Origin of the sequence: Brachybacterium sp. J144, from assembly GCF_036321705.1 — a bacterium.
In the GTDB taxonomy this organism is placed as follows: domain Bacteria; phylum Actinomycetota; class Actinomycetes; order Actinomycetales; family Dermabacteraceae; genus Brachybacterium.
On record NZ_JAZDCG010000037.1, the window covers coordinates 11,868 to 35,868 of the forward strand.

Annotated in this window: 20 protein-coding genes; 12 read left to right on the plus strand and 8 right to left on the minus strand. The window is 68.3% G+C overall.

The features are described 5' to 3' along the window. Nucleotides 1–3 precede the first annotated feature (3 nt). From V1260_RS15375 to V1260_RS15410, 8 genes are all read right to left on the minus strand, one after another. Complete coding sequence (locus V1260_RS15375) at nucleotides 4–468, minus strand: DUF4913 domain-containing protein (RefSeq protein WP_329747693.1); 465 nt, start codon at nucleotides 466–468, stop codon at nucleotides 4–6. Then, the gene (locus V1260_RS15380) at nucleotides 465–2,156 is read right to left on the minus strand and encodes a type IV secretory system conjugative DNA transfer family protein (RefSeq protein ID WP_329747694.1); all 1,692 of its coding nucleotides are present in this window, start codon (nucleotides 2,154–2,156) and stop codon (nucleotides 465–467) included. The genes V1260_RS15375 and V1260_RS15380 overlap by 4 nt, the downstream gene beginning before the upstream one ends. Further along, on the minus strand, nucleotides 2,153–3,679 hold the full coding sequence (locus V1260_RS15385) for a hypothetical protein (RefSeq protein WP_329747695.1): 1,527 nt from the start codon (nucleotides 3,677–3,679) through the stop codon (nucleotides 2,153–2,155). The genes V1260_RS15380 and V1260_RS15385 overlap by 4 nt, the downstream gene beginning before the upstream one ends. A 118-nt stretch (nucleotides 3,680–3,797) precedes the next feature. Further along, entirely contained in the window at nucleotides 3,798–5,318 is a 1,521-nt protein-coding gene (locus tag V1260_RS15390) for an SCO6880 family protein (RefSeq protein WP_329747696.1), read from the minus strand. Beyond that, nucleotides 5,315–6,802, minus strand: a complete 1,488-nt coding sequence (locus V1260_RS15395; RefSeq protein WP_329747697.1) for a hypothetical protein — start codon at nucleotides 6,800–6,802, stop codon at nucleotides 5,315–5,317. The genes V1260_RS15390 and V1260_RS15395 overlap by 4 nt, the downstream gene beginning before the upstream one ends. 1 nt (nucleotide 6,803) lies before the next feature. Continuing rightward, a complete protein-coding gene (locus tag V1260_RS15400) occupies nucleotides 6,804–7,511 on the minus strand; it encodes a hypothetical protein (RefSeq protein ID WP_329747698.1) in 708 nt (235 codons plus the stop codon). Between the two features lie 30 nt (nucleotides 7,512–7,541). Next, nucleotides 7,542–7,901 (minus strand): hypothetical protein, encoded by a 360-nt coding sequence (locus V1260_RS15405; RefSeq protein WP_329747699.1) that lies wholly within the window; start codon nucleotides 7,899–7,901, stop codon nucleotides 7,542–7,544. After that, complete coding sequence (locus tag V1260_RS15410; protein WP_329747700.1) at nucleotides 7,901–8,527, minus strand: DUF6668 family protein; 627 nt, start codon at nucleotides 8,525–8,527, stop codon at nucleotides 7,901–7,903. Before V1260_RS15410 ends, V1260_RS15405 begins: the two co-directional genes overlap by 1 nt. A gap of 246 nt (nucleotides 8,528–8,773) precedes the next feature. Between V1260_RS15410 and V1260_RS15835 the strand changes: the two genes are divergently transcribed. The 12 genes from V1260_RS15835 (at nucleotide 8,774) to V1260_RS15465 (ending at nucleotide 23,989) form a co-directional block, all read left to right on the plus strand. Beyond that, nucleotides 8,774–9,004 (plus strand): helix-turn-helix domain-containing protein, encoded by a 231-nt coding sequence (locus V1260_RS15835; RefSeq protein ID WP_442878168.1) that lies wholly within the window; start codon nucleotides 8,774–8,776, stop codon nucleotides 9,002–9,004. Next, nucleotides 8,979–10,517, plus strand: coding sequence for a hypothetical protein (locus V1260_RS15415; protein ID WP_329747701.1), 1,539 nt, complete (start codon nucleotides 8,979–8,981; stop codon nucleotides 10,515–10,517). The genes V1260_RS15835 and V1260_RS15415 overlap by 26 nt, the downstream gene beginning before the upstream one ends. Next, nucleotides 10,514–11,014: a hypothetical protein gene (locus V1260_RS15420; protein ID WP_329747702.1), complete on the plus strand. Its 501-nt coding sequence runs from the start codon at nucleotides 10,514–10,516 to the stop codon at nucleotides 11,012–11,014. Before V1260_RS15415 ends, V1260_RS15420 begins: the two co-directional genes overlap by 4 nt. Before the next feature lie 3 nt (nucleotides 11,015–11,017). Beyond that, a complete protein-coding gene (locus V1260_RS15425) occupies nucleotides 11,018–12,241 on the plus strand; it encodes a hypothetical protein (RefSeq protein WP_329747703.1) in 1,224 nt (407 codons plus the stop codon). Between the two features lie 29 nt (nucleotides 12,242–12,270). Beyond that, on the plus strand, nucleotides 12,271–13,827 hold the full coding sequence (locus tag V1260_RS15430; protein ID WP_329747704.1) for a MinD/ParA family ATP-binding protein: 1,557 nt from the start codon (nucleotides 12,271–12,273) through the stop codon (nucleotides 13,825–13,827). 62 nt (nucleotides 13,828–13,889) lie between these two features. Then, the gene (locus V1260_RS15435; RefSeq protein WP_329747705.1) at nucleotides 13,890–14,144 is read left to right on the plus strand and encodes a hypothetical protein; all 255 of its coding nucleotides are present in this window, start codon (nucleotides 13,890–13,892) and stop codon (nucleotides 14,142–14,144) included. Between the two features lie 103 nt (nucleotides 14,145–14,247). Then, nucleotides 14,248–16,146, plus strand: a complete 1,899-nt coding sequence (locus tag V1260_RS15440; RefSeq protein ID WP_329747706.1) for a hypothetical protein — start codon at nucleotides 14,248–14,250, stop codon at nucleotides 16,144–16,146. Next, nucleotides 16,143–17,120: a CPBP family intramembrane glutamic endopeptidase gene (locus tag V1260_RS15445; protein WP_329747707.1), complete on the plus strand. Its 978-nt coding sequence runs from the start codon at nucleotides 16,143–16,145 to the stop codon at nucleotides 17,118–17,120. The genes V1260_RS15440 and V1260_RS15445 overlap by 4 nt, the downstream gene beginning before the upstream one ends. Nucleotides 17,121–17,350: 230 nt before the next feature. Next, nucleotides 17,351–17,935 carry a ParA family protein gene (locus tag V1260_RS15450; protein WP_329747708.1) on the plus strand — a complete coding sequence of 195 codons (585 nt, stop codon included), beginning with the start codon at nucleotides 17,351–17,353 and terminating at the stop codon, nucleotides 17,933–17,935. 2 nt (nucleotides 17,936–17,937) lie between these two features. Continuing rightward, nucleotides 17,938–18,186 carry a toxin-antitoxin system HicB family antitoxin gene (locus tag V1260_RS15455; protein ID WP_329747709.1) on the plus strand — a complete coding sequence of 83 codons (249 nt, stop codon included), beginning with the start codon at nucleotides 17,938–17,940 and terminating at the stop codon, nucleotides 18,184–18,186. Nucleotides 18,187–18,488: 302 nt separating this feature from the next. Continuing rightward, on the plus strand, nucleotides 18,489–18,932 hold the full coding sequence (locus tag V1260_RS15460; protein WP_329747710.1) for a TnpV protein: 444 nt from the start codon (nucleotides 18,489–18,491) through the stop codon (nucleotides 18,930–18,932). Nucleotides 18,933–19,006: 74 nt separating this feature from the next. Then, nucleotides 19,007–23,989, plus strand: coding sequence for a helicase-related protein (locus V1260_RS15465; protein WP_329747711.1), 4,983 nt, complete (start codon nucleotides 19,007–19,009; stop codon nucleotides 23,987–23,989). The last annotated feature ends 12 nt before the right edge of the window (nucleotides 23,990–24,001 follow it).

Genomic DNA, 24,001 nt, shown 5'->3' on the forward strand with positions numbered 1-24,001 from the left:
CGCCTATGAGCCCTCGTCGTACTCGGCGAACTCGCCCGCGGCCACGACCCGCTCGTCCGTGAACATGCCCGCAGGTGGAGGATCCGTGAGCCACAGGTGCGTGCTCATGTCTTTGTGCTCCCCGCCGTTGCCGCCCTCGCACATCTCGAAGGGGCCCTTGCTGCGGGTCAGCGACCCCATGGTCGGGTCTGCGAAGTCGCGCCACCAGACCGCCATCGCGTTCGCGTCCGGGCTAACCCGGTGAGCCTCGAAGCTTCGCCACAGCGCATCCAGTCGGGCGTGGGCCTCGGCGTGGCGCCACCACTGCCGACACCACCGAGTCTCCCGATCCAGCCGGCGGATCCAGTTCGGCGTGAGGTAGCTCGTCACGAAGTCGTGCACGTTCGCGAACCACAGCCCCCTCGCAGCTGGGTCATTGGGGTCACTCGCCTCGCCCAGAGCGGCCGCCGATGTCGGGTTTTCGGTCATATCTGCGGTCCCACCTTCTCGAAGTAGCCCTTCGACGCGGTCACCGAGTCTGCGTAGTCCTGCTCCCACCAGGGCGTGAGCTTGACATACGCCGGGGGGTTTCCGGAGCTGAACAACAGTGCGCGACCTTCGGGCAGGGCCCCCAGCTCGGACACCTCGAAGATCGCCTCGGTCTTCAACGACCTCGACGTCGAACGACCACCCTTGCCGGCCGAGACCGACCCGGAGCGGACGTCGCGGTTCCCGATCAGCTCGCGCAGCTCCCGCTGGAACGGGACCTCGCTGACCCCTCGGCCGACCATCTTCACGTTCGCGGCGGACCACATCTTCTTCATGCCCTCCTCGCCCCAGGCCTGGACGCCCTGCGTCCAGGACTGTAGGTACACCGAGAGGATCACGCCCCGGGAGCCGTAGTGCGAGTACAGGTCGGGGAGCTCCGGGATTCGCACGACGTTCGCCGCCTCGTCGAGAGACGCCATCAGCGGGCGGGGCAGCCGCATCCCGGGGGACGCGGCACCGTGCTTGTCTGCTGCATCGAGCACGGCCATCGTCAGGGCCGCGGTGATCGCCCGAGCGCTGCCCTCGCCCTCCTTTGACACCAGGTACAAGGTGTCCGAGGGGGATGCGACGAAGGCCGCCGGGTTGAACTCGGGCCGGGGATCTTCGGGGCCAGTGCGTTGGATCCACGGTAGGTACTTCGGGTTCCGCAGGAACGAAACCCACGGAGCGGCCGTGCCCACTACGCCGTCGCGCTGCTTTTCAGTCAGCTCTACGGTGGCCTGCAGCTGCGAGGCGGCATCCACGTAGCCCGCCTCGCGGAGGAGAGCCACCGGGTCCTGCCCGCCGGGGTCGCTCATCCATGTCAGAACCTTCGTGATCGGCAGCTCGCCCACGGCTGCCGCCAGCAGCAGGCCGGAGAGGTATTGCCGTCCCGCCGGCGAGAAGTACGCGTCCGCCCTCGCATCGCGCGGCGTGTTCGATGCGGCGAAGACCGCGGCGATCCGTTCCGCACTCTCGACGTCCGTGATGAACGACAGGGGATTCCACCACCAGGTGGGTTGCTCTCCCACGAGGTTTTGCACGTCGTGGACCCGCACCAGGCCCCGCTCTGAGCGGGGCCCCCGGGTCGCGTCGACCACGTCCCGCTTGTTGCTGGTCACGATCGCGGGTCCGTGGGTCTCCAGGACCTCCCGAACAACCATCGCGCTGGTCTTCCCCGCCCGGGGGCCCATGATCGCAATTCGCACCTCCTCGAAGCTGGACAGCAGCTCCACGCCACCGTGGACCATCGTCCCGAGCGGTACGCCGTCGCCCGCTCCCGACGCACCCAGTCGGGCTGAGGTCTCTCTCTGCCGGTCAGGATGCATCGCCGCGAGTTCCCGGGGCTGCGCCATGAATCGGGCCTTGTAGTCGTAGCGCGAGGACGTCCGCTGCTGCCGCAGCAGAATGATCGTCCCCAATATCAGCAGCGTGGCCAGCAGCAGCACTCCAACCACGAAGACTGGCCAAGAGAACGCCGATCCGTCCTCCTGGCCAAGCACGGTCGGCTCGCCGCGGCCCGGCGCCAGAGCGACCGCGAGGGCCGCGGCCGCCCCGATCCCGAGGGCTCCAACTACGACCCCGGCGAGGACCAACCCGGCCGAGCCGAGACTTCCTGGCTCCGTTAGCCGGTTCGGTGGCCGCTTCATGCCGCCGCCTCCCCGTCCTCGTTCACCTCGTCCCGCAGCGCGCGGGCTCGCATCTGCCGGAACCTCGACGCGGCCTGCGCCCAGGACCGGTTCGTGTCGTTCACATCGCGTTCCACTGCGGTCAGCACGGTCCGTAGCGGCGTGCCGGGCTTCTTTCCAATCTTCAGCAGGAAGTGCCCCATCCCCGGCGGCGCCGCGGCCTGACCTGTCTCCGGGTCCACTGTGGCCTCACTAGACCAGGAGGTGATCATCTCTTCCTCTGTGGCGGACAGGGCGAACACCGTTGCCAGGTTGCCCATCTCCTTCGCGGCGAGGCCCCCGAGAATCAGCATGCCCGCGCGCTCTACGAGCCCCCAGGCAACCTCGGTGTCCTCGACAGCGGACAGTTTCAGGTCGCTCATCGTGTGCGTGCACATGATCTGCGCGTTACCGATCGTCCGGTTCAGCCGTGAGATGTCGTCGACGAAGTGCACGAGCTTCGGGTCGGACTTCAGCATCCGCCACATCTCGTCCATCACCAGCACGTGATGGACCTCGGGGATTATGCCCGCCCGGGCGAGGCGTCGCGCGGCGGACACCGCGGCCGACCCGTACGCCCAGCACGTCACCTGGACCGCGGCCTGCAGGTCCTTGTCGCTTTGTTCGATCGAGGACAGATCGAAGGCGAACGGCCGGTCCAGCGCGATCGGCACGGTCGTCTGCCGGGAGAACAGATCACCGTACGGGCCGTCCGGACCCAACTTCTGCAGCACGTCCCGCAGATGCTGGGTCCGCTCCCGGAACACCGACTCTTCTCGGCCGTAGGCGTCCGCGGCCTTCACCATGTCCGGGTGCACCCCATCCAGCAGGCGCAGGAGGTCCGGGAACACCGGCTCACGGTCCTCGAGCTCGTCCCAAAGGATCCGCAGAGCCCTCGCGACGATCGTCTCTTCGTTCGGTGTCAATGGACGCCGGCCCGCCTGTTGCAGCAGTGCCATTGCGCTGCTGCGCTGGAACTGCCGCAGGTCCTCCATCGCCATCCGCCGCAGCTCGTCGGGCAGCTGATCCAGCATGCCCGTGAGCGGACCCCGGTCCAGCGGGTTGACCGCGTTGCGGCCTGGACCGACCTCGACCACCAGCCCCTGCTGGGCGCGGATCAGGTCCACATGGTCCGGCTTCAGATCACCGAGGACGAGCGGCAGGTACCCCCACGCCTCGTACACCGCGAGGATCCGCCGGATCACCGTGGACTTCCCCAGTCCTGGACGCCCCAGGATGAACAGGGAAGGGTTCGCGATCAGGTCCGCCAGGAAGTAGCTGATCGGGTCCGCGCAGATCGGGAAGCCCCGCGTCAGATGCAGACCGAGCGGGACACCGACCAGCGGAGAGACCGACCCCGCCGCGAACGGCCAGTAGCCGCAGATCTGCACTGTGGTGCCCAGGGCCTCCGCTGATGGCTCCACCGCCACAGTCCGCCCCGTGCCTCGACCTCGCCATCCGCGCGAGGTCGGGAACTCCAGGGACTCCTCCCGCAGCTCGCGCATCTGTCGCCACCACCCCAAGAAGCCGCGTCGCCCCCGCCGGTCGAGCCGCTTGCTCGCCGCGCGAACCTCCGCCCGGTTCAGCGTGAACCCACTCGAATCCATAGCTGTCCTCCCCTGCTCAGATCAGACCGTCGGTCAAGCTCGCCGGGACCCGGGTGTGCTCGGGCAGGACGATCCCCAACGGGAGTCCCGCGACGAACGCAGAGTCCGAGGAGTTCAGTGCCACGCGGAGCCGCAACCGCGCCTTCGCGGACTGCGAGGTGATCATCTGCCGGGCACCCTTCAGGTCCTCCGCCGTCGCGCGCGACAGGTCCCCGCTGCTGTTCAGGGCCGTGGCCGTGACGACCATTCCGAACAGCACTAGGCCCGCGCCGGCGGCTTCCTCATCGGCGGTCTGCTGGGACGCGCGCGCCGCCGCCGTGTTCGCCCCGCGCTTCGTGCGGCCGGTCGTCGAGACCATCGTCGCGTTCCGCTCTCGACGGTCAACCACCGAGGACGTCCTGGACGCCGGGATCGGCCGGTACAGCAATGTCACCCGCTTGCGCGCCACGCGCTTGTCCGGGGAGAGCATCTGCTTCAGCGACGTGTCATAGAACGTGCCGCGCGGGAGCCCGCCCAGGGTCCAGACCATCGACACTGCCCGGTCGTGGAGGTAGTGATCGAACGCGACCTCATGGAACGCCGGGCCCGCGTCGTGCCACGACAGCCCTGTCCCCTCCCCCGCGCGGGCACGCTCGATGTCGGCTGCGACCGACGGATCGTACGCCGTGCGCACATAGTCCGTGAGGTCCTGCGAGGTCGACGGGCGCACGTGCGAGCCCGCGCCTGTCGCGCCTAGTCCGTCCATGAGCTCTGGCAACCGGTTCGCGATGTCCTCGACCACGGCCGCCTTAGGCCGTGACTTCCCCTCGACCTTCCCGCTGAAGGTGATCGTCACTCGCGTGGAGATCGCCGGCATGCTCGCTCCGAAACCGCCCGCGACCTCGCCGGCCACGGCCTTCCCGAACTCTGACGCTTCGTCATGGACCGGCGTCAGGACACTCCGCCGCAGCCGCAAGCCCGAGTCCACCGAGGTTTCCACTGTGACTGACGCGCCCACGATGCCGTCCTCCTGCCCCAGCAGGGTCAGCCAGGCTGCCCACTGCGCGACCTGGCTGTCCACCACCTGCTGATCCACGACGTCGTTCCCCGTCGGGTGTGCCTCCAGTACCACGCTGTAATGGTCCGTGGACGGGATGCGGACCACCGCGAAGGGCAGACCGAAAGCAGTCAAGTGGTCGCTCACCTCCGACTGTGCGGCAATGCCCGGCAGTCGGAAGGTCCCATCCGCCGTGCGTCCCGCCGGCCCCGCAACCAGACGGTTCGCCCCGCTCGCTCGAGCCCGACGGCCCGCCAGACCCAGCCCCAAGCGCTGGTACAGGGTGCGGCCGTGACGCACCCTGATTGCGGCCGGAGCCATCAGCACCGCACACACCACCCCAGCCAGCAAACCGACCCACCATTCGGCCAGAACGAACAGGAACAGGGTGATCACTAGGGCGGCCAGGCTCGCCAAGAACAACGGTAGAGGGATCCCGAATAGCCCCTGCATGCCCGGGGCCGTGAGGTTGCCGTACCGGATGCGCGTCGTCGTACTCATTTCGTCATGTCCTCCACAGCTGCCCCACTCTTCTCTTCGCCCTCGCCCATCTCAGAGGAGATGGACTGCATGGCCTGCGCTCGTGTTCCCGCTGACCCCGAGTCACCTCCGGAGTTGCTGGCACCCTGAGCTGGGGCACCGTTCGGCGCTGCCGCTTCACTCCCCGATGGCGGCGTGGAGGGTTCACTGCCCGTCGACTGGGCCCCTTCGGCTTCGGCGCCACCTCCCGGCGTGCCCGTGCCCGGAGCGCCGCTCCCGGCCTCCGTGCCCGAGGTAGCCTCCGAAACGCCGCTCGAGTCGATACCTGACCCACTACCCGGCCCGCTGGCACTCGGGGTGCCCGAGGCTCCCTGCGCGGTCTCCTGCGGTGCCGCCGCCGCGACCCCAGAGGCACTGCCCGTGGTGGCGGCCGGCGCCGCAGAGCTGGCGCCCGCAGCCGCGCCACCAGTCCCGGCGCCCGCGGCCGCCGGCGCAGCCGCGCCACCAGTCCCGGCGATCGCCACCACTGCTGCGCCCGTCGCCGCGGCACCTGTTGCGGCCCCCAACGCCGCTCCACCGCTAAACGCGCTGGAGACGCCCCGGCCCGCCGCCGGAGCCACGAACTTCATCAGCGCGGGCAGGGCGACTACCGCCAGGACCAGTGTCATCGTCCCCAGGAGCAGAGCCATCCACTGCTGAGCGGGATCTTCCTGGTCCCCTGCGACCCCCTTCACCATCAGAGTGCCCAGCACGTAGATCACCGCTGCGACCGGCTTGTACACCAGCAGACCGACGATCCACCCCAGAGCCTTCTGGAAGCCCTCGTCACCGGACTTGAACAGCGTCGCGGCTGCTAGAGTCGGCAGGAAGGCGAGAATGATCGCGAGCAGCACATCGCGCAGCAGCAGGAACAGCACCTGTAAAGCCGTAACGACCAGCAGGATGATCGCCATGATCAGCATTGCGCCGATCCCCTGTGTCACCACGAACGGCCCGTTTAGCGCGTACGCCCCCTGCGCCGCCGCGATGAACGGCATCAGCGTGAGGACCGAATAGTCCATCGTCTCGCCCAGCGCAGTCTCCACTAGCCACGGCGAGAACTCGTCCCCCGCGCGAAGCAGGAGCTGGGTGCCCGTCACCGCGATGGCCTGCACGAACATGACGCGCAGGAACATCATGCCGATGTCTTTCACCGGGTCCACCCGCACCATCCACGCCATCCGGCCTGCCGCGATCAGCAGGCCGAGCACCGCGAAGAACGCCATGATCACCGAGGTGTACTCCTGCACCTGCACAATCGCGCCACCCACCGGATCCTCCGCGTCCAGCGACGCAGACGGCGTCCGCAACCAGAACGTCATGAAGTAGACCAAGGTGTCCACCACCCGCTCCAGAATCCCGTTCACCAGCTCCTCGATCTGTCCGGTGACGGCATCGCCCACGGCGCCCGTGGCCCCCTTCACCGCCTTGCATCCCAGCTCAAAGCGGCCGCACTCCTCGTCCATCTCAGCGCTCCCACACGATGAATCCGTCGAGGCTCTCGAGAGCGACAGGATCGGCGGTGTAGGTCTCCGCGGAGACCCGCCAGCGGTCGTCGACCCACTCGAGCACGACGCGCATGGAGACGTGCTGGGTCTGGCCATCAACCGAGACTTCAAGCGCGACATCCTGAACAGCGCGCGTCTCGGTGTACGAGTCGTATCGGAAGCCGACCACTCGGATTGTGGCCGTGCTCTCGCCCTCCGACTCAGTCTCGCCTTCCGCGAGGTCCCATGCCTCCTCGGTCAGCCAGGCTCGAGCGAAGTCGCCATCGGCGGAACTCGCCAGGACGACGTATGGTGCGGCGAATGCGGCGCCGGCGGGTGAGTGCTCGTAGCAGGTCCAGAGCTCACCTTCGCGCGTGTAGGGGCCGTACTCCTCCGAGGTGGGTATGCCGCTGCCGGCCACATCCTCCCAGGCGTCCACCGCGGGTGCTTCAGTCGGCAGCTCCTCATTGCCCTCCTGGACCTTGCACTCCCCGGCGACGATCTCCTCCCCGGAAGACGGATCGGACGAGGGTGCCTCGCCACCGCCGTCGCTGACCTCACCGGTCGGTGCAGGCTCGAGTGTCGGTGTGGGAGCCTCCTCCCCACCGCCGGTGCACGCGGTCGTCGCTACGACCAGGAGGATCGCCGCGACTCCCGTGAGAGCCCCCTTCAGGTGTGTGCTGCGCATGACCAGTCCTCTCCCTCTGCAAGCAGTACCTCAGATGAACGCGCCGACGATGACGCCCGCCGCACCGAGCAGCACCATCGCGACGATGACGACCACCAGGCCCTTGCCGGCCCGGACTTCCTGACCCGTGAACACGCTGAGGGCGAGCCACCCGATCACTGCGAGGAACGCGACGCCGCAGACGATCGCGACGCCCCAGGCGACATAGTTGATGAACGTCGTCAGCCCCGACATGCCCGGGATCGGCTCCGGCGCCGGATCGAAGTCCACGCCGGCGACGGGGTTGGCGAAGGCCGTCCCGGACCACATGAACAGGACCGCCGCGGCGACGATTGCCAAGGCAATCACTGCCCGCCGGGTCCACTGGCTCTGCATGATCATGCTGCTCATTAGCTGTTCTCCTTCTTCTGATGGGTGCCACGATGTGTGGCGTGATGGCGGATACGCGAGAGCGTCCACCTGATCCGTGCTGGCACCGCGACCTCCGAGGGAGGAGCGATCCGCAGGGACTCCTGCCACGGCACATGCCACCCGCGCGGGGACATTGCCGTGAGGGCCTTGATCTCCGTGATCTGTGCCTTCACCAGATGCGGCGCATCATCGACGAGACACACACCCAGCAGCGGCAGCCCCTCGTCATACGCGCCCGCGTGCCAGGAGGTCAGGACTTCACGGAGGGACTCCAGACCGGAGTGGTGAGTACGGGCGAGTAGCAGAACACTCCCGGTCGCGGACTCCGGCACCCAGATCTGGGGGCGGGGCCAAATGTGGCCGGCATCCTCAGCCAGGGCCTCCCCCAGCAGCTCTGCGAGGGTCGACCCGCCGGCACCGCCGTGAGTGCCCACGATTCGCACGGACGCCGTTCCGGCGCTCGTCGACAGCGGCAGCAGCGAGGGCTCCGCCACGGCCCGGCGCGCGAGAGGCTGCTTCGGCCCCGAGGTCTCGACACCCTCGCCAAGCACCACGTCGCGCTCGACCGCAGGCTCGATCGCCTCCGGCGGGGATTCGACCCCCACGCGGTCTATGAACGGGTTGGTACTCAATTGCGGCTTCCCCCTACCAATGCGTCACTATGAGTGTGATGCAAGACTCCCCGACGCCACGTTACGCGACGACCCGGAACCTACCCTAACGTTCTTAGAGCCTAACATGCACTATTGCTCTGCGCTACGCCTACAGAGCGCTAATGGTGTACAGTGTGCCAGGTGAGCACTAGAAGGGGGCTTAGGGGCTCCTCTGTTATCCTTTTTCGCATGTCTGACATGCGCGAGGAGCCCCTGCGGGATCTCCCAGAGGTCCTGACCCCCGAGCAGTGCGCCGAGATTCTGCAGGTCAGCGCAGCCACGATGCGCGCCCTGATCAGTGACGGGACCGTCCCCGCATTCCGCCTGGGACCCCGCACTACTCGCGTATTCCGCGAGGAGCTGATCCGCGCGATTGCGGCCGCCCGAATCCAGGGGGACCCCGATGGACAAGAGCACCGAGAGAGGTAGCCCCTCTCCCGCGACGGGCGGCTTCGACCCCGCCACGGTCCCGCCCTACCCCGTCATCATCCTCACCGGAGCTGACGACCCCGACAACGTCACCGTAGACGGCGCCCCCATCACCGGCACCGACGCCTACGACCGTGCTCTCGCCACTTGCGCGCAACGCGCCACAGAACTCGGCGGTGCCGTCCGTGTCCGCGGCATCTCCGCGGACGGCACGATCTGGCCCATGGTGGTCACCTCTACCGGTGAGCTTCACGACCTCTCCGACCACCCCGACTCCCCGAGCCGCCCCAAAGGTCGTCCCCTCTCCCGCCGCGCCCTCCTCATCGGAGGAGCCGCTCTTCTCCTCGGCGGCGGAACCGTTGCAGGGGTCCTTCGATACCGCACGCTCACCGCGGCGGTGCCGCCCCCACCCCCACCCCTATACCCGGGTGCCGGCGCTAACCTTCCCGTCCTGCCCCCCGCCGGTATCGACACTGTCGCGCAATGGGCCGTGACGATCGAACCCGACGCCACCCCTGTTCAGCTCACCGACGGCAGGATCGTCCTCATCACCTCCGGCGGCGCGCTGGTGATCCTCGACGAACTGACCGGGCAGCTCCAGTGGACCGGAAGGTCCACGGGCCGTCTCGACACCGTCCGCGAGCTCACCGTCGCCGATCATCCCGTCCTAGCCAGCTATAGCACCTCCGAGGCATCGTTCTGGCCGCTGGACAATCCCTCCACGCCCTCACCTCAAACCCTCGCCCTGGAGACCAGCAACGTCGAAGCTCTCATCACCTCCGGGCCGATGCCCGCATGGGTCCTCGAACCTCAGACGGTCACGTTCCTAGCCAGGGACGTCCTCGCGACCGTGGACGTGCCCGTGCCCGCACAGGCCGCCGGAACCCACGACGGCATGGTTGTCGCCGTCGGTCCGACCGGGTGGATCGCCATCACCGATCAGAACGCCGCCAGCACCTCCCCCCTTGCCGGAATCCCCGCCGACTATGAGCTACTGCAGGCGCGCGTCCTCGGTCCCGACCACCTCGCCTCACTCTGGGTCAACGAGAGGGGCGACGTCGCGACCCTCACCCTCCACGAACTGCCCGGTGGCGACCTCGCCGCGCATCTCGAGGACCTCGAAGCGCCCAGCCACAACGACCTCAACGAACCCCGGCGCAGCCCTGACGAATCGACCTGGGTGTGGGGCTACTTCGTCATCCGGCCCAACACCGAGACGCCGCTCGCAGCACTCACCGGATTGCCCGGGCCTGACCCCGAGGACGATCGCCCGGGACCCCTCGAGGTCACCGCGCTCACCAACCTCGCGCTCTGGGGAACCGTCGACCAGACGCCCGCCAGGTACGACCTCGACACGGGCGCCATCACCTATCACGACCTCGACGCGGCTCTCCCCGTCGCCGAATCCACCGACGGCACTCTCGCGTATGTCATCGCGACTCGGCTCGACCAGACCAGCCTCTACGCACTCCCCGCGACCAGCCCTACCGCTTCGGACGGAGGCCAAGGATGATCACTCGCCGCCAGGTCTTCACCACGCTAGCCTTGCTGACCCTCGCGACTAGCTGCAGCCGGCAGCCGGAGCCCGCTCCGAGCCCGCTCCCCACCCCTGTCCGCGGCCCCTCGGACGCGGGAGGCGAGACGGGCGAGAACGACGAGGACCACGTGACGTACGCGGCCGCCCCCACCGACGCGGCGGACAGCCAGAGCGCAGGCGATCACGCGACCGCGACCCTGGAGGCACTCTGGGCGACGGACAAGACCCAGGACCAGTGGTACGCCGATCTCGCTGCGCTAATGACCCCCGAGGGTGGCGAGCCATTCGCTTATACGCAGATCGAGAACATCCTGCCAGGGAGGATCGCCGGCCACGCCGACGTCACCTTCCTCGACGAGGGCAACACTGCCGAGGTCTCCGTGCCCTCGGACCAAGGCACCTGGACCCTCACCTTGTACCGGCAGCCCGACGGGTGGCTGACCGAGTCGATCCGCTTCCCCAAGGAGCGCTGAACGATGAACAAGCCCGTCCTCGCCGCCGTTGCCGTCGTCCTCACGCCACTGCTCGTCATCGTCATCGTCCTCGCCCTCGCGTCCAACAACATCGCTAACGGGCAGCAGTGCGGGATCGGCGCTGTCGGAGAGCGCATCAGCAGCAGCTCTCGTGAGATCGGTCAGTGGAACACCACCCAGGTCTCCAATGCGATCGCCATTATGAACGCTGGCGCCGATCTTGGCATGACCCAACGGGACCAGGAGATCGCCGTGACCACCGCGATCGGGGAATCCACCCTGACCGTCATCGACCACGGCGACGCGGCTGGCCCCGACTCCCGCGGCCTGTTCCAGCAGCGTGACAATGGCGCCTGGGGCACCTATGAAGACCGCATGGACCCCCACACCTCGGCGACGATGTTCTATGAGGCTTTGAAGAAGATCGACAACCGCGACTCTTTGTCGATCACCGAGGCCGCCCACCGGGTCCAGGGCAATGCCGACCCCAACCATTACGCCGCCTATGAGGACGAAGCCCGCGAGCTCATCGCCGCGATCCGCGGGGGCCAGGACCCGGACGATGCCGAGGGCGAGGGCTCCCCCGCCGTCGGCACCGGAACGAACTGTGCTGGCCCTGCTGGCGGCGAGGGCATCCCCGACCAGAACTCCCTCGGCGACCCCTCAACCGACATTGCCTGCCCCGAAGGCACGACTGACCTTGGGGTCCACGACGGAGCCTTCAAGGGGGCGCGCGTCCCGATCCGACTCTGCTCCATCACTGGCACCGTCTGCACAGGCTCCGACTGCCGGGAAGGAGACCTTGGCGGCCTCGCCCGCGGAGAAGTCGTCATCAACGCCCGCTACGCCCCCTACTTCCAGGCATGGCTCGCCACCCTCCGCAGCCAGGGTTACGACCCTGTCTTCTCCAGCAGCTTCCGCTCCTGGGCCTCCCAGGCCAGGATCTCCGGCGGGGGTTCCAACGCAAATGCCGCCGTCAAGGGCAGGAGCCACCACCAGACCGGGGGAGCCGTTGACGTCTCCGGCCTCCCCGGCAGCTACAACAAGAACCAGTGCACCGGGAAGACGTCTGACGGGGCGTGCATGACCAGCGGTGACCTCTGGGCCGCCATGCACGCAGCCGGGCTCCAGCACGGCCTCAGCGTCCATGACCAAGAGTTCTGGCACTTCGAGTTCCTCCTCTCCGGAGAGCACCGAGGCCGCACCAACCCATTCACCACGCTCTGATAACACGCTCTGATAAGGGGAAAAGCACCATGAGTAGCGCCAGCATCACCGTTGACCGCACGGGAACGAACTACCTCTCGATCGATGGATCTCCCTTCACGCCCACCCCGGGCTCCGGCCCTGCCTCTCAGAAGGCCGCGATGGACGCCCTCCGGGATCATGCCGCCCGCACCAATCAGCCCGTCAGACTGCACGTCACCGAACAGGACGGCGCCGTCTTCCACCTCAACATCACTCCCGACGGCCAGATTTGGACCGCCCCCGAGCCCGAACCCGCACCCATCGAAACCCCCACCGGGTCGCAGGAGCCCGAGCCCCTGACCATCCCCCGAATCGACCAGAGCACCCCTTCCGCGGAGCAGGGCTTCCCTGTCGACGAGCACCACACCTTCCGTGAGGTGCAGTCCGACGTCCACTCCTCCATGACTCCTGTCCCGCAGCGCGAGTACCAGCAGGCCACTGAACCCATCACGCCGCCTCCGGCGGTCCCCGCCGCCGAGCCGCAGGCCTCCGATCCCGTCGACGCCGATCCCCGTTGGATCGCGATAGCCCAGGAGCCCGCCACGCGCGGCTTCCGAGGCACCCTCAACGGCATGGGCCTCAAGCTCACCCCCACCGACGCGGAGCTCGCCGAGCGCCGCGAGAGCCTGCGCCAGGAGATCGCTCGCGAAGAGGAGACCCGCCGCGCCGATGAGCAGCTCGCCCAGGAAGAGGCTGTGAAGGAGACCCGCCGTACCGCCCGCGAACGCGCCGCGGCTGAGCAGGACCGTGCCGAGCGCGCGGTCATCCAGACCAACTACGGCGAGCCCAAGACCGTTGGCTTCATGAACGACAAGGGCGGCGTGGGCAAGACCACCGACGCCCTCTGCATCGCCGCGGCCGCCGGCCGGATCCGAGGCGGCGACGTCATCGCCTGGGATGCCAACGAGACCCGCGGCACCATGGGCTTCCGCGCCCTCAAAGATCACCACAGCCGGTCCGTCGTGGACTTCCTGGACCAGGCAGCGACCGAGTTCACCACCGTGGAGGGATCCCGGCGCACCACGCTCTCCCGCTACACGCGCGGCCAGGGCGACAACAAGTTCGCCGTCCTCGCCTCCGACGAGTCCCGCAAGAAGCAGGACCAGGTCGACGGCGAAGCATTCCGCACGGTCCACGAGATCGTCGGCCGGTTCTACTCCTTGATCATCGTCGACACCGGCAACAACCACGAGGTCTCCCACTTCAAGGCCGCCCTCGCAGCAACGGACCAGCTCGTCATCCCCGTCTCCCCCGGTGAAGACGGCGCCTACGCCGCCGAGCTCATGCTCGACAACTTCATCGGCTGGGGCTACGGCGACCTCGTCAAGAACGCAGTCGTCCTCCTCCACGACTCCGCCACCCAGCATGGCGACGCCCGCGCGATCGCCGCGAAGTTCGAGAACCGCGTACGCGCGATCCTCCCTGTCCCCTTCGACCCCATCCTCGACGCCGGCGGCCAGATCGACTTCGACGCACTCGCGCCCGATACCCGCGCCGCCTACCAGACCGCCGCCGCAGCCATCTCCCACGGCCTCGCCGAGCACAGCGACGGAGATAGCCGATGAACCCCCCGACACGCCGCACCGCGTCCGCGTCTTTCAGGAAAGCGCCCCATAGTGTCGTGCCCATGGAGAAGAACCGAGGCGGCCGCCCCAGCAAGGGTCCCCGCGTCTACGTGAACTCGCCGATCGCGAAACCGGCTCATGACCTCCTCGAGCGCTACTTGGAGCTCACCGGAGCTGGGAAGGGTCCGACCGTGGCACGGATCTTCGAAGCCCACCTCGCAGAATTGGAGCAGGAGATCGACGCCCTCGAGGCCGCGGCTGACGCCGACGGAGGGCAGAACCGCATCGATCTGGGCGATCTCAGAAAGTCCGCATAAAGACTTCACCCCCGCAACCTGTTGGCGCAGGTCCGGGGGTGGTGAAAAGTCTTGGGGGCCAGTTGGCGCTGGTGATCCCCGGGGCTGAACGAAAGGAGTTCAAGTGGTACCCCCAGAGTACGGGGGTCGCCTCGCCGTAGGCAAGTACGGCGAGCCCGGCGTGTCTCCGCACACCCCGACGACCCTCCCCCCAGAGACCTCGTGGTCGCTCACCGCTCCCGTCATCGCCGGCCAGCCCCGCATGCGCCTGGCCAAGCCCCAGCGTGAGAACCGCGTCAGCTATCCCGCGAGCACGGAGCGTGCCCTCAGCCCGGCCCTGCCTGCCAAGCCCGCCGCCGTCCGTCTCTACAGTGACGCCGGACAGTGCAACGTCCTCGCCCTCGATTTCGACGCGAAGGACCGCACCACCGAGCAGATCGACGACGTCGCCTACGACGTCTTCCAGGCCGAGGCGCTGCTCGACCAGGCAGGCGCCTGGTTCCTCACCGACCACGCCCACGGCGGCTCTCACGTCTACGTCCTCCTCGAGCACGCCCTTCCCTTCATCGAGGCACGCGAGCTCGTCGAGGCCATGGCCCAGCGCTGGGAGACGCTCGACCCCTCCCCCCACCAGTCGATCGCACGAGGCTGCATCACCGTCCCCGGCAGCGCCCACAAGCTCGGCGGCCACCGACAGCTCACCATCAGTGAACGCTCCCTCCGGGAGCGCATCAACGGGCTCCGCACTCCCGCCCGCGCCGTCCGCCAGCTCCGCCTCAACCTCCGCGACGAGATTCGCCTCGTCCAGGCCAAGCGCGCCGCGACCGTCGCCGCCGAGCCCCACAGCACCCCCGTCGTCTACAACGCCGGCGCCGGCCGCGTCATGGGCCACAAGTACCTCGCCCTCGCGCTCGAGGGCGACTGGGCCGCCTACGGGTACGACAGCCCTTCGGAGGCACGCTGGGCCGTGCTCTGGTCCGCCATGGCCACCGGCCTCAGCCGCGAGGACGTCGCCACGCGTATGAACGACGGCCGCTGGCCCGGTCTCTGGGCACTCCACGCCCACCGTCCCCGCCCCTGGCGAGCCTTCGCCGATGACTGGTCCCGAATGGAGGCCCTGTTCAGAGCCAAGAACGACGAGCAGGAAGACTCCGGCCACACATCTGACACAAGCGCCAACTCTCACACGGGGGAGCCCTCGGTCCACGACAGCCACGGCTCCATCCGCGCCTGGCGCAGCCTCCTGCACGAGGTGGAGACCCGGGAGTTCCCCGGAGCTCGTGGCTGGACCCGCCGGCTCCTCCTCCGCGCCATCGCCAAGCAGTCCCACGAGATCGGCTCCACGCTCACCGCGACCGGTGTCCGCGGTCTCTCCCTCGCCACCGGGCTCAGCATCCAGACGGTTGCGGCCCTCCTCCGCGAGCTCTCCACCCAGCACGACCCCTGGATCACCCTCATCGCCCGCGCCCACGGCCGAGAAGCCGCTGCCTACGCTCTGCGCATCCCCGACCGCTACGCCGACGCGGCTGCCACGGTGCGCTGGATCCGCGGGAAGGCTCACGCTCTCCGCCCCGTCTTCGAACGCCTCGGCGCCCCCGCCGCGCTCACCTACGAAGCGATCGAGCACGGTCACGGCTCCTCCCCCACCACCATCCAGGCCCGCACCGGCCTGTCCCGCACCGCCGTCACCGACGCCCTCGCCACCCTCACCGGATGGAACCTCATTGACGGCAACCCCGACGAGGGGTACTGGCTCACCAGCGACGACACCCACCTCGAGCGCCTTGCCGAACGCCTCGGCGTGACACACGCCCGCGCCACCAAGCTCGCCACCTACCGCGAGCACCGACGCATCTGGTGGGCCTACCTCGCTCGCCACGACATCGCTCTCCACGCCGCCGACCTCGAAGCTGACCGCGAGATCCTCGCGCTCCTCGACGAGATGCGCCTCAACGACCTCGACCCACCTCCACACTCTGCCAGCACGCCAGCACGCCAGCAGCCGTTGCAAGGAGTCGCATGACCACCCGCCAGGCAGGCAAGCTTCGCGCTCACGTCGCACGTCGTCGGGTGAGCATCCGAGTCCTCCACACCCTGTGGCGACCTCTCCGCATCAGCGCCCCCGGCGCGCTCCCGCGCACTACGGCGTGGGCACTCGTTGGCGGGCTCTACAGCGTCACCTGGCTCACCGCCACCGTCGCAGCGATCATCCTCGCCTTCTACCCCCACACCGGCGCTGCCGGCACCCGGGACTCCTGGGCGCTCCTCAACAGCATCATCCCCGCTCTCGGCCTCACCATCGCGGGCATCGCCGTGCTCCAGATGCTCGCCCGCATCACCAACACAGCCCCGACCACCATCGGCGTCGGGAAGCGCGCACCATGGCAGACCAGTGCCAGCGTGTTCCTCATCGCGCTATTGATCTTCCAGGCACGAGGAACGATCACCCTCGCCCTCGAGGCGATTCCCGGCCTGCCCGACCAGAACTCCTTCCCCTGGACGCTGCCCAGCGACCCCGCGGCCGAGCTGATGCTCATCCTCGACAGCATGCTCAGCGGCGCCGTCGAGGAGATCATCGTCCTCGCCGTCCCCATCGTTGCGCTCCGCTCCGCCGGCCACCGCTGGCCCAGCATCCTCATCACCGCCGTGATCCTCAGAACCGCCTTCCACGTCTACTACGGCGTGATCGCGGTCCCCGGTCACCTCGTCTGGGCCCTCGCCCTTGCCCTGCTCTACATCGTCAGCGGCCGCATCTGGCCACTCTTCGCCGCCCACATGGTCAACAACGCCATCGCCTCCACCTACTACGTCCTCGACCTCAACGACCCCAGTGCGGCAGCCGCCTTCATCGGCCCGGCACAAGGCGCACTGCTCGTCGCCACAACCCTTGGACTCGTCCTCACGATCCTTCTCAGCAGCGGCCTCTACAGCGCCCGACGACTGAACGCACAGCGAACCATCTCGGGGGTACACCAACGCGACACCACCCAGGACTGACAGCACGCCAGCGTGCCAGCATGGTGGCGTCGCGACGACAGGATCAACCAACGAGGAACCCTGCGATCGACTAATTCGGCTCACTCAGCCTGGCGGCCCTCGTGACTCTGGCACTCCTCTAGCTGGCCCGAACCGTGACTGCATCAAGGGCTATTCCACGCCGAGCCAGCCTGACAGCATCCCAGCAGCATGGCTTGCCAGCACGCCAGCACGCCAGTACGCTGGCGACCATGAAGACGATCGCCGTAGTGAACCTCAAAGGTGGCGTCGGGAAGACCACGGCCACCATCCTCATCGCCACCCAGCTCGCCAACCTCGGACACACCGTGACCGTGCTCGACATGGACCTCCAGGGGTCCGCCACCGACTGGGCGCGCATCGCCGACGAGGACGGGACCCCCCTGCCGTTCGACGTCCGCCCGGCCAACCACGCCAGCCTCCGCAACTACAAGCCCACCACCGACTTCACCGTCATTGACACGCCCCCCACCGACCCCAGCGTCGTGGACGCAGCCGTGAAGGCCGCAGACCTCATCATCGTCCCCACGCCGCCCGGGTTCATGGACACCGACCGCGCCTGGAGCACGGTCGAGGTGACCGCTTCCCAGGTCCCCACGTACGTGCTCCTGTCCCGCTTCGACGGACGCACCAACGACGCCGCCGACTTCGCCTCGCTCCTCGATGAGCGAGGGGTCGGGCGCTTCGAGACCGTCATCCCCGCCAGCGTCTCCATCGGGCGACTCCGCGGCACCGTCCCCGACCCGAGCAAGTTCCGCTTCGACCACCTCACAACCGAGCTCCTGGAGGTGCTCTGACGATGGCCACCAAGCCTGCAAACCGGTACGCCGCCCGTCCTCGAACCGACGCCCGCTCGACGGGAAGCGCCAAGGACGCCTTCATCGACCCGTCCTCACAGGTCGCCGACGAGATCAGCAAGCTGACCATCCGGCTGCCGAAGTCACTCCACAAGGACGTGAAGGCCTCCGCTCTGACCGAGGACGTCAGCGTCCAGGAGTGGATCCAAGACGCCATCAAGCAGAAGCTCGCCCGCAAGACAGCTAGCTGAACTGCCAGCGTGCCAGCAACCCGGCCCATTCCTCATGCTGGCACGCCTGCATGCTGGCTTCCCAGCAAGCTCGTGCCTCATCTCGAAGGGAGTCCGCCATGGACCGCACACCCCGCCTGCCGAACTGCGACCGCGTCCCCCGCTGGCTACAGGCCCGTCGGTACAGTGACTCACGTCTCTGTAACCGGCCTGGGGGATCCACGTGGCACGCCGTACCCGCAGAGCGAGCGACGATCAGCTCGCCTTCGACTTCGACACGCTCTGGGCCGAGCCTGAGGCCGACCGGCTCGAGGAGGACACCGATGAACAAGTACGCGAATCTGCTGCAGCAGCAGTGGACGGCCGCGGACCCGACCTACGTCAGCAGCCTGGACGATCCGACGACGCACTTCGCCCAGATGGGGGAGAGGGTGCAGGAGGAGATTCTGGAGCTCCTGCCGAGCCTCGAGGGGACCGACCCGGCGGCGGAGAGCTACCTGCAGAAGGTCGGCCGGCTGAACGCAGCCCGGCAGCAGGCAGAGGAGATCGTCCTGGCGGAGTATCAACCCCCGAGCGTGACCCCGGAACCGGACGAGCCGGAGGACTGGGACGAGATGAGCCACGACGAGCAGGAGACCTGGATCCGGCAGAACGTCCCGACGGGGGAGCAGCAGGACGAGATGCTGCAGGCGCTGGAGGCACGACGCCTGAACCGGACGATCGTGCTCGGAGCGAGCAGCGAGCCGAGGACCGGCCCGGAGGACTGACCCCTCCCGCGTTCACCCCCACCTCGCAGGACGATCTCGCCCCCTCCGGAGCTGTCGCCCGCTACGGCGCGAACATGGCCGCGCTGCGCACCCTCGCAGCGCTGCGCGAGAGCGGACAGCCAGCCACCCCCGAGCAGCAGGCCACCATCGCCCGCTACGGCTCCTGGGGAGCCGTCCCCGAGGTGTTCGACCAGCGCCGCGCCGACTGGCACGATCGCCGCGTGCAGTTGCTGGACCTCCTCGGCGAGGACGCCTACGCCGCCGCCCGCCGCACCACCGTCAACGCCCACTTCACCGACCCCACGATCGTCGCGCCCATGTGGCAGGCCATGACCGACCTCGGCTTCGAGCAGGGGAGCGTGCTCGAGCCCGGCTCCGGCATGGGCACGTTCATCGGCCTGGCGCCCGAGGGTGCCCGCATGACCGGTGTGGAGCTTGACCCCACCACCGCCGAACTCGCCTCCCACCTCTACCCGGCAGCGACGATCCGCGCCGAGGGCTTCGAGACCAGCCCGTTCCCCAACGGCAGCTTCGACGCCGCGATCGGCAACGTCCCCTTCGGAGACTTCAAGCTCTACGACCGCGCCCACAACGCCGGCGAGCACTCGATCCACAACCACTTCATCATCAAGTCCCTCGACCTCGTCCGGCCCGGGGGAGTGGCAGCCTTCGTCACCAGCGCCTACACGATGGACGCCCAGAACCCCGCAGCGCGCCGGGAAATGCACCAGCGCGCCGACCTCATCGGCGCCGTGCGCCTGCCCAACAAGGCACACCAGCGCGCCGCCGGCACAGACGTCCTCACCGACGTGCTGCTGTTCCGCAAGCGCCACGAGAACGACGCACCCCGCAGCGACGAGTGGACCCGCACCACCGCGCACAACGTCCCCGTCCTCAATCGCGGCGTCCCCAACGGCACCACGAGCTTCCGCGTCAACGACTACTTCCTGCAGCACCCTGAGCAAGTTCTCGGAGACTTCGTCACCACCACCGGCGTGCGGGGCTCCTTCCAGCTCGGCGTCACTCTCCCCACGTCTGCCACCCTGGCCGAGCAGCTGCCCGCAGCGCTCAGCCGCGTCACGGACCGTGCCCAGTCCGCCGGCCTCGTCATGGACAGCGCCGAGCCCGTCGCGCCCTCCCTCGACCTCGCCGCAGAGCCTCGCGAGCCCGTCGCCGCGCCGGACGTCGAAGAGGCACCCGCCTCGATCCGCTGGGACGGCCACATCGCCACCGCCGGCGATGACTTCGTGCAGTACGTCAACGGGCAGCCCGAACCTCTCGACGTGCCCAAGTCCCCGGCCACGCGCCGCGAGCTGCGCTCCCTCCTCACCCTGCGCGACGCCGGCACCGCACTGCTCCAGACCGAGGCCCGCACCGAGGGAGACAGCCCCGACCTGTCCGCGCAGCGTGCCGCTCTCCGCGATGCCTGGCAGCACCACCAGGACACCTACGGCCCCATCAACCGCTTCCGCCCCTCCTGGCGCACCAGCAAGACCGGCACCGAGTACATGGTTCGGAACTACCCCTCCGCCACCAAGGTGTTCCGCGGTGACCCCTTCGCCGCGTTCGTCAACGCCCTCGAGAAGTTTGACCCCGAAACCCAGACCGCCCGGCCCGCGGACCTCCTCGAGCGCCGCACTGTCGCCCGCCGACACACTGCCCAGGGCGCCGACACCATCCACGACGCCCTCGCCATCAGCCTGGACACCTACGGCCAGGTCAACCTCGACGAGATCGCCCGCCTGCGCGGCCTCTCCCCAGACCAGGCCCGCGAGGAGCTCGGCACCCTGGTCTACGACGACCCCGCCACCGAGCGGCTCGTCCCGGCCGCCGAGTACCTCTCCGGCAACGTCCGCGACAAGCTCGACCAGGCCCGAGAAGCCGCCGAGAGCGATCCCGACCGCTACACGGTCAACGTCCCCGCGCTCGAGGCCGTCATCCCCACCGACCTCACGCCCGCCGACATCGAGCCCCAGGTCGGCGCCGCCTGGATCCCCGCAGCCGACCACCAGGAGTTCATCACCACCCTCCTCGGTGCGCGCCCCGGCCAGATCACCATGGAGAGCACCGGCGATGGCCGCTGGCTCACCTCCCAGCGCGGCCTCGGGAACATGGCCTCCGCGACGATCACCTGGGGAACCGACCGTCGCAACGCGCTCGAGCTGTTCAAGGCCATGGCTGAGCAGCGTTCCATCCTCGTCCACGACACCCAGGAGGACGGCAGCACGGTCCTCAACCCCACCGCGACCGCCGCCGCCAACGCGAAGGCTGACGCACTGCGGGACCGCTTCCGGGAATGGGTATGGGAAGACCCCAACCGCGCTGCACGGCTCGCCCGCACCTACAACGACTCCTTCAACTCCCTGGTCCTGCGCGACTACACCGAGGCCGGCGAGCTGCTGACGTTCCCCGGCATCGCCGAGACGTTCACGCCCCGCGAGCACCAGCGCACCGCGGTCGCCCGCATGATCAACGAGCCCGCCGTCGGCCTGTTCCACCAAGTCGGAGCCGGAAAGACCGCCGAGATGGTCATGGGCTCCATGGAGCTGAAGCGACTCGGCATGGCCGCGAAACCCGCGATCGTCGTGCCCAACCACATGCTCGAGCAGTTCTCTCGCGAGTTCATGGAGATCTACCCGCGCGCGACCATCCTCGCTGCCAGCGGCGACGACCTCTCCAGCGACAAGCGGCGGCAGTTCATCGGGCGCCTGGCCAACAACGACTGGGACTGCGTCGTGATGACCCGTGGAGCCTTCCAGAAGCTCGACCTCACGCCCGAGAACAAGGCCCAGTTCATCCGCAACGAGCTCCGCGAACTCCTCGAGAGCAAGCAGAACGCCTCCGGCGCCGGCAGTGACCTCACCGTCAAAGAGATCGAGAAGAAGATCGCCCGCGCCGAGAACAATCTCAAGAAGACCCTCGATCAGAACTACGACCCCGGCATCAGCTTCGAGGACACGGGGATCGACTACCTCTGCATCGATGAGGCCCACGACTACAAGAACCTCGCCACCGACTCCAACATCATGGGCGCCTCGATCAAGGGATCCGACCGCGCCAACGACATGAAGATGAAGGTCGACTACCTCCGCTCCGTCCACGGAGAGCGCGTCGCCACCTTCGCCACCGGCACCCCGATCGCCAACAGCGTCTCCGAGGCGTACACGATGCAGCGCTACCTCCGCCCGGACCTCCTCGACGCCGCCGGCGTCCGCTCCTTCGACACCTGGGCCGCCACGTTCGGGAAGACCGTCATGAGCGTCGAGATGGCCCCCGAGGGCAACAAGTTCCGCACCGTCCAGCGGTTCGCGCAGTTCCAGAACGTCCCCGAGCTGCTACGCATGATGCACACCTACGCCGACGTCAAGCTCGCCGACGACCTCAACCTCCCCACCCCCGACCTCCGCCGGCGCGAGGACGGGACCCGCGGCCCCGAGATGGAGATGGTGCCCGCCTCCGCGATCACCCTCGACTACATCCAAGACCTCGGCGACCGCGCCGACGCCGTCCGCAAGGGCCTCGTCAGCAACTACGAGGACAACATGCTCTGGATCAGCTCCGACGGCCGCAAGGCAGCCCTCAGCCCCGAGCTCGTCGGCATGGAGGACCCCGCCGCGAACAACGGCAAGGTCGCCCGCGCAGCCGCAGCCATCGCAGACACCTACCACCAGCACAAGGACACCGAGTACGCCACCGACTCCGGCGGCACCGCCCCCGGCGCCCTCCAGATCGTGTTCTGCGACTTGCACGCCTCCCAGGACTCCGCCTACGACGCCTACGACGACCTCCGCAACCGCCTCGTCGACGCCGGCGTCCCCTCCGAGAAGATCCGCTTCATGCAGTCCGCCAAGAACGACCGCGACAAGGCCGCGATCTTCGCCGACGCCCGCAACGGCGACATCGCCGTCCTCATCGGCTCCACCCAGACCATGGGCACCGGCACCAACGTCCAGCGCCGCGCAGTCGCCCTCCACCACCTCGACTGCCCCTGGCGCCCCGCCGACGTCGAGCAGCGCGAGGGCCGCATCATCCGCCAGGGCAACGCCAACGACGAAGTCTCCGTCCACCGCTGGGCCACCCAGAAGAGCTTCGACGCCTACATGTGGCAGACCGTCGACCGGAAGTCCCGCTTCATCAACCAGGTCATGCGCGGCAGCCTCGACATGCGCACCATCGAGGACATCGGCCAGAACTCCCTGGACTACGCCGAGATCACCGCCCTCGCCGCCGACAACCCCCTCCTCATCGAGAAGACCAAGCTCACCACCGAACTGCAGCGCCTGGGCCGTCTCGAGCGCGCCCACAGCACCGAGCAGCAGAACCTCCGCATCCGCATTCCCCAGATGCGCGACAGCATCGAGACCATGCGCACCCACCAGCACACCCTCGCGCAGCTCGCCGAACGCACCCAGGACGTCTCCGGCGACAAGTTCACCATCCAGCTGCACGACCAGACCTACCGCGAACGCGCCAAAGCCGGCGAGGCCATCGCCCACTGGGCCCGCGACACCCACTTCCACGCCGAACACATGAACGACCGCGACCTCGGCCAGATCGGCACCCTCGCCGGCCACCCCATCCACGCCACCGTCATCGGCACGGTCAACAGCGGCCAGCCACCCCACAACCCCCGCATCCACCTCCACGTCCCCGGCACCCTCGAGGACCACGCCGTCAAGATGACTGCCGCCGACCTCGCCACCACCGACCACCGCGTCATCACCAGCCTCGAATCCCGCATCACCGCCATCGGCCGCGACGCCGCCGGCTTCGAGCGCCAACTTCCCCAGCGCGAGACCGAACTGGCCGAAGCCGAGAAGAACCTCGGCCAGCCCTTCAAGCACGCCCACCTCCTCACCCTCACCCGCGAACAGCTCGCCACCGTCGACCAGAAGATGGCCGCCCGCGACGACGACCACGCACCCGAGGAACCCACCGAACCCACGCTCCCTGCAGCACCATCGGTCAGCACGCCACCACGACAGCACGACAGCATGCCAGCACGCCAGCACTGGCGACAGCCCACCCCCGCCAACGACCAGGGCTACGGCCGCTGACAAGGAGAACGC

Coding starts and splice junctions, on each gene's coding strand:
- V1260_RS15375 (WP_329747693.1), bottom strand. CDS start 468: ATGACCGAAAACCCGACATCGGCGGCCGCTCTGGGCGAGGCGAGTGAC.
- V1260_RS15380 (WP_329747694.1), bottom strand. CDS start 2,156: ATGAAGCGGCCACCGAACCGGCTAACGGAGCCAGGAAGTCTCGGCTCG.
- V1260_RS15385 (WP_329747695.1), bottom strand. CDS start 3,679: ATGCGCGAGCTGCGGGAGGAGTCCCTGGAGTTCCCGACCTCGCGCGGA.
- V1260_RS15390 (WP_329747696.1), bottom strand. CDS start 5,318: ATGAGTACGACGACGCGCATCCGGTACGGCAACCTCACGGCCCCGGGC.
- V1260_RS15395 (WP_329747697.1), bottom strand. CDS start 6,802: ATGGACGAGGAGTGCGGCCGCTTTGAGCTGGGATGCAAGGCGGTGAAG.
- V1260_RS15400 (WP_329747698.1), bottom strand. CDS start 7,511: ATGCGCAGCACACACCTGAAGGGGGCTCTCACGGGAGTCGCGGCGATC.
- V1260_RS15405 (WP_329747699.1), bottom strand. CDS start 7,901: ATGAGCAGCATGATCATGCAGAGCCAGTGGACCCGGCGGGCAGTGATT.
- V1260_RS15835 (WP_442878168.1), top strand. CDS start 8,774: ATGCGCGAGGAGCCCCTGCGGGATCTCCCAGAGGTCCTGACCCCCGAG.
- V1260_RS15415 (WP_329747701.1), top strand. CDS start 8,979: ATGGACAAGAGCACCGAGAGAGGTAGCCCCTCTCCCGCGACGGGCGGC.
- V1260_RS15420 (WP_329747702.1), top strand. CDS start 10,514: ATGATCACTCGCCGCCAGGTCTTCACCACGCTAGCCTTGCTGACCCTC.
- V1260_RS15425 (WP_329747703.1), top strand. CDS start 11,018: ATGAACAAGCCCGTCCTCGCCGCCGTTGCCGTCGTCCTCACGCCACTG.
- V1260_RS15430 (WP_329747704.1), top strand. CDS start 12,271: ATGAGTAGCGCCAGCATCACCGTTGACCGCACGGGAACGAACTACCTC.
- V1260_RS15435 (WP_329747705.1), top strand. CDS start 13,890: ATGGAGAAGAACCGAGGCGGCCGCCCCAGCAAGGGTCCCCGCGTCTAC.
- V1260_RS15445 (WP_329747707.1), top strand. CDS start 16,143: ATGACCACCCGCCAGGCAGGCAAGCTTCGCGCTCACGTCGCACGTCGT.
- V1260_RS15450 (WP_329747708.1), top strand. CDS start 17,351: ATGAAGACGATCGCCGTAGTGAACCTCAAAGGTGGCGTCGGGAAGACC.
- V1260_RS15455 (WP_329747709.1), top strand. CDS start 17,938: ATGGCCACCAAGCCTGCAAACCGGTACGCCGCCCGTCCTCGAACCGAC.
- V1260_RS15460 (WP_329747710.1), top strand. CDS start 18,489: ATGAACAAGTACGCGAATCTGCTGCAGCAGCAGTGGACGGCCGCGGAC.
- V1260_RS15465 (WP_329747711.1), top strand. CDS start 19,007: ATGGCCGCGCTGCGCACCCTCGCAGCGCTGCGCGAGAGCGGACAGCCA.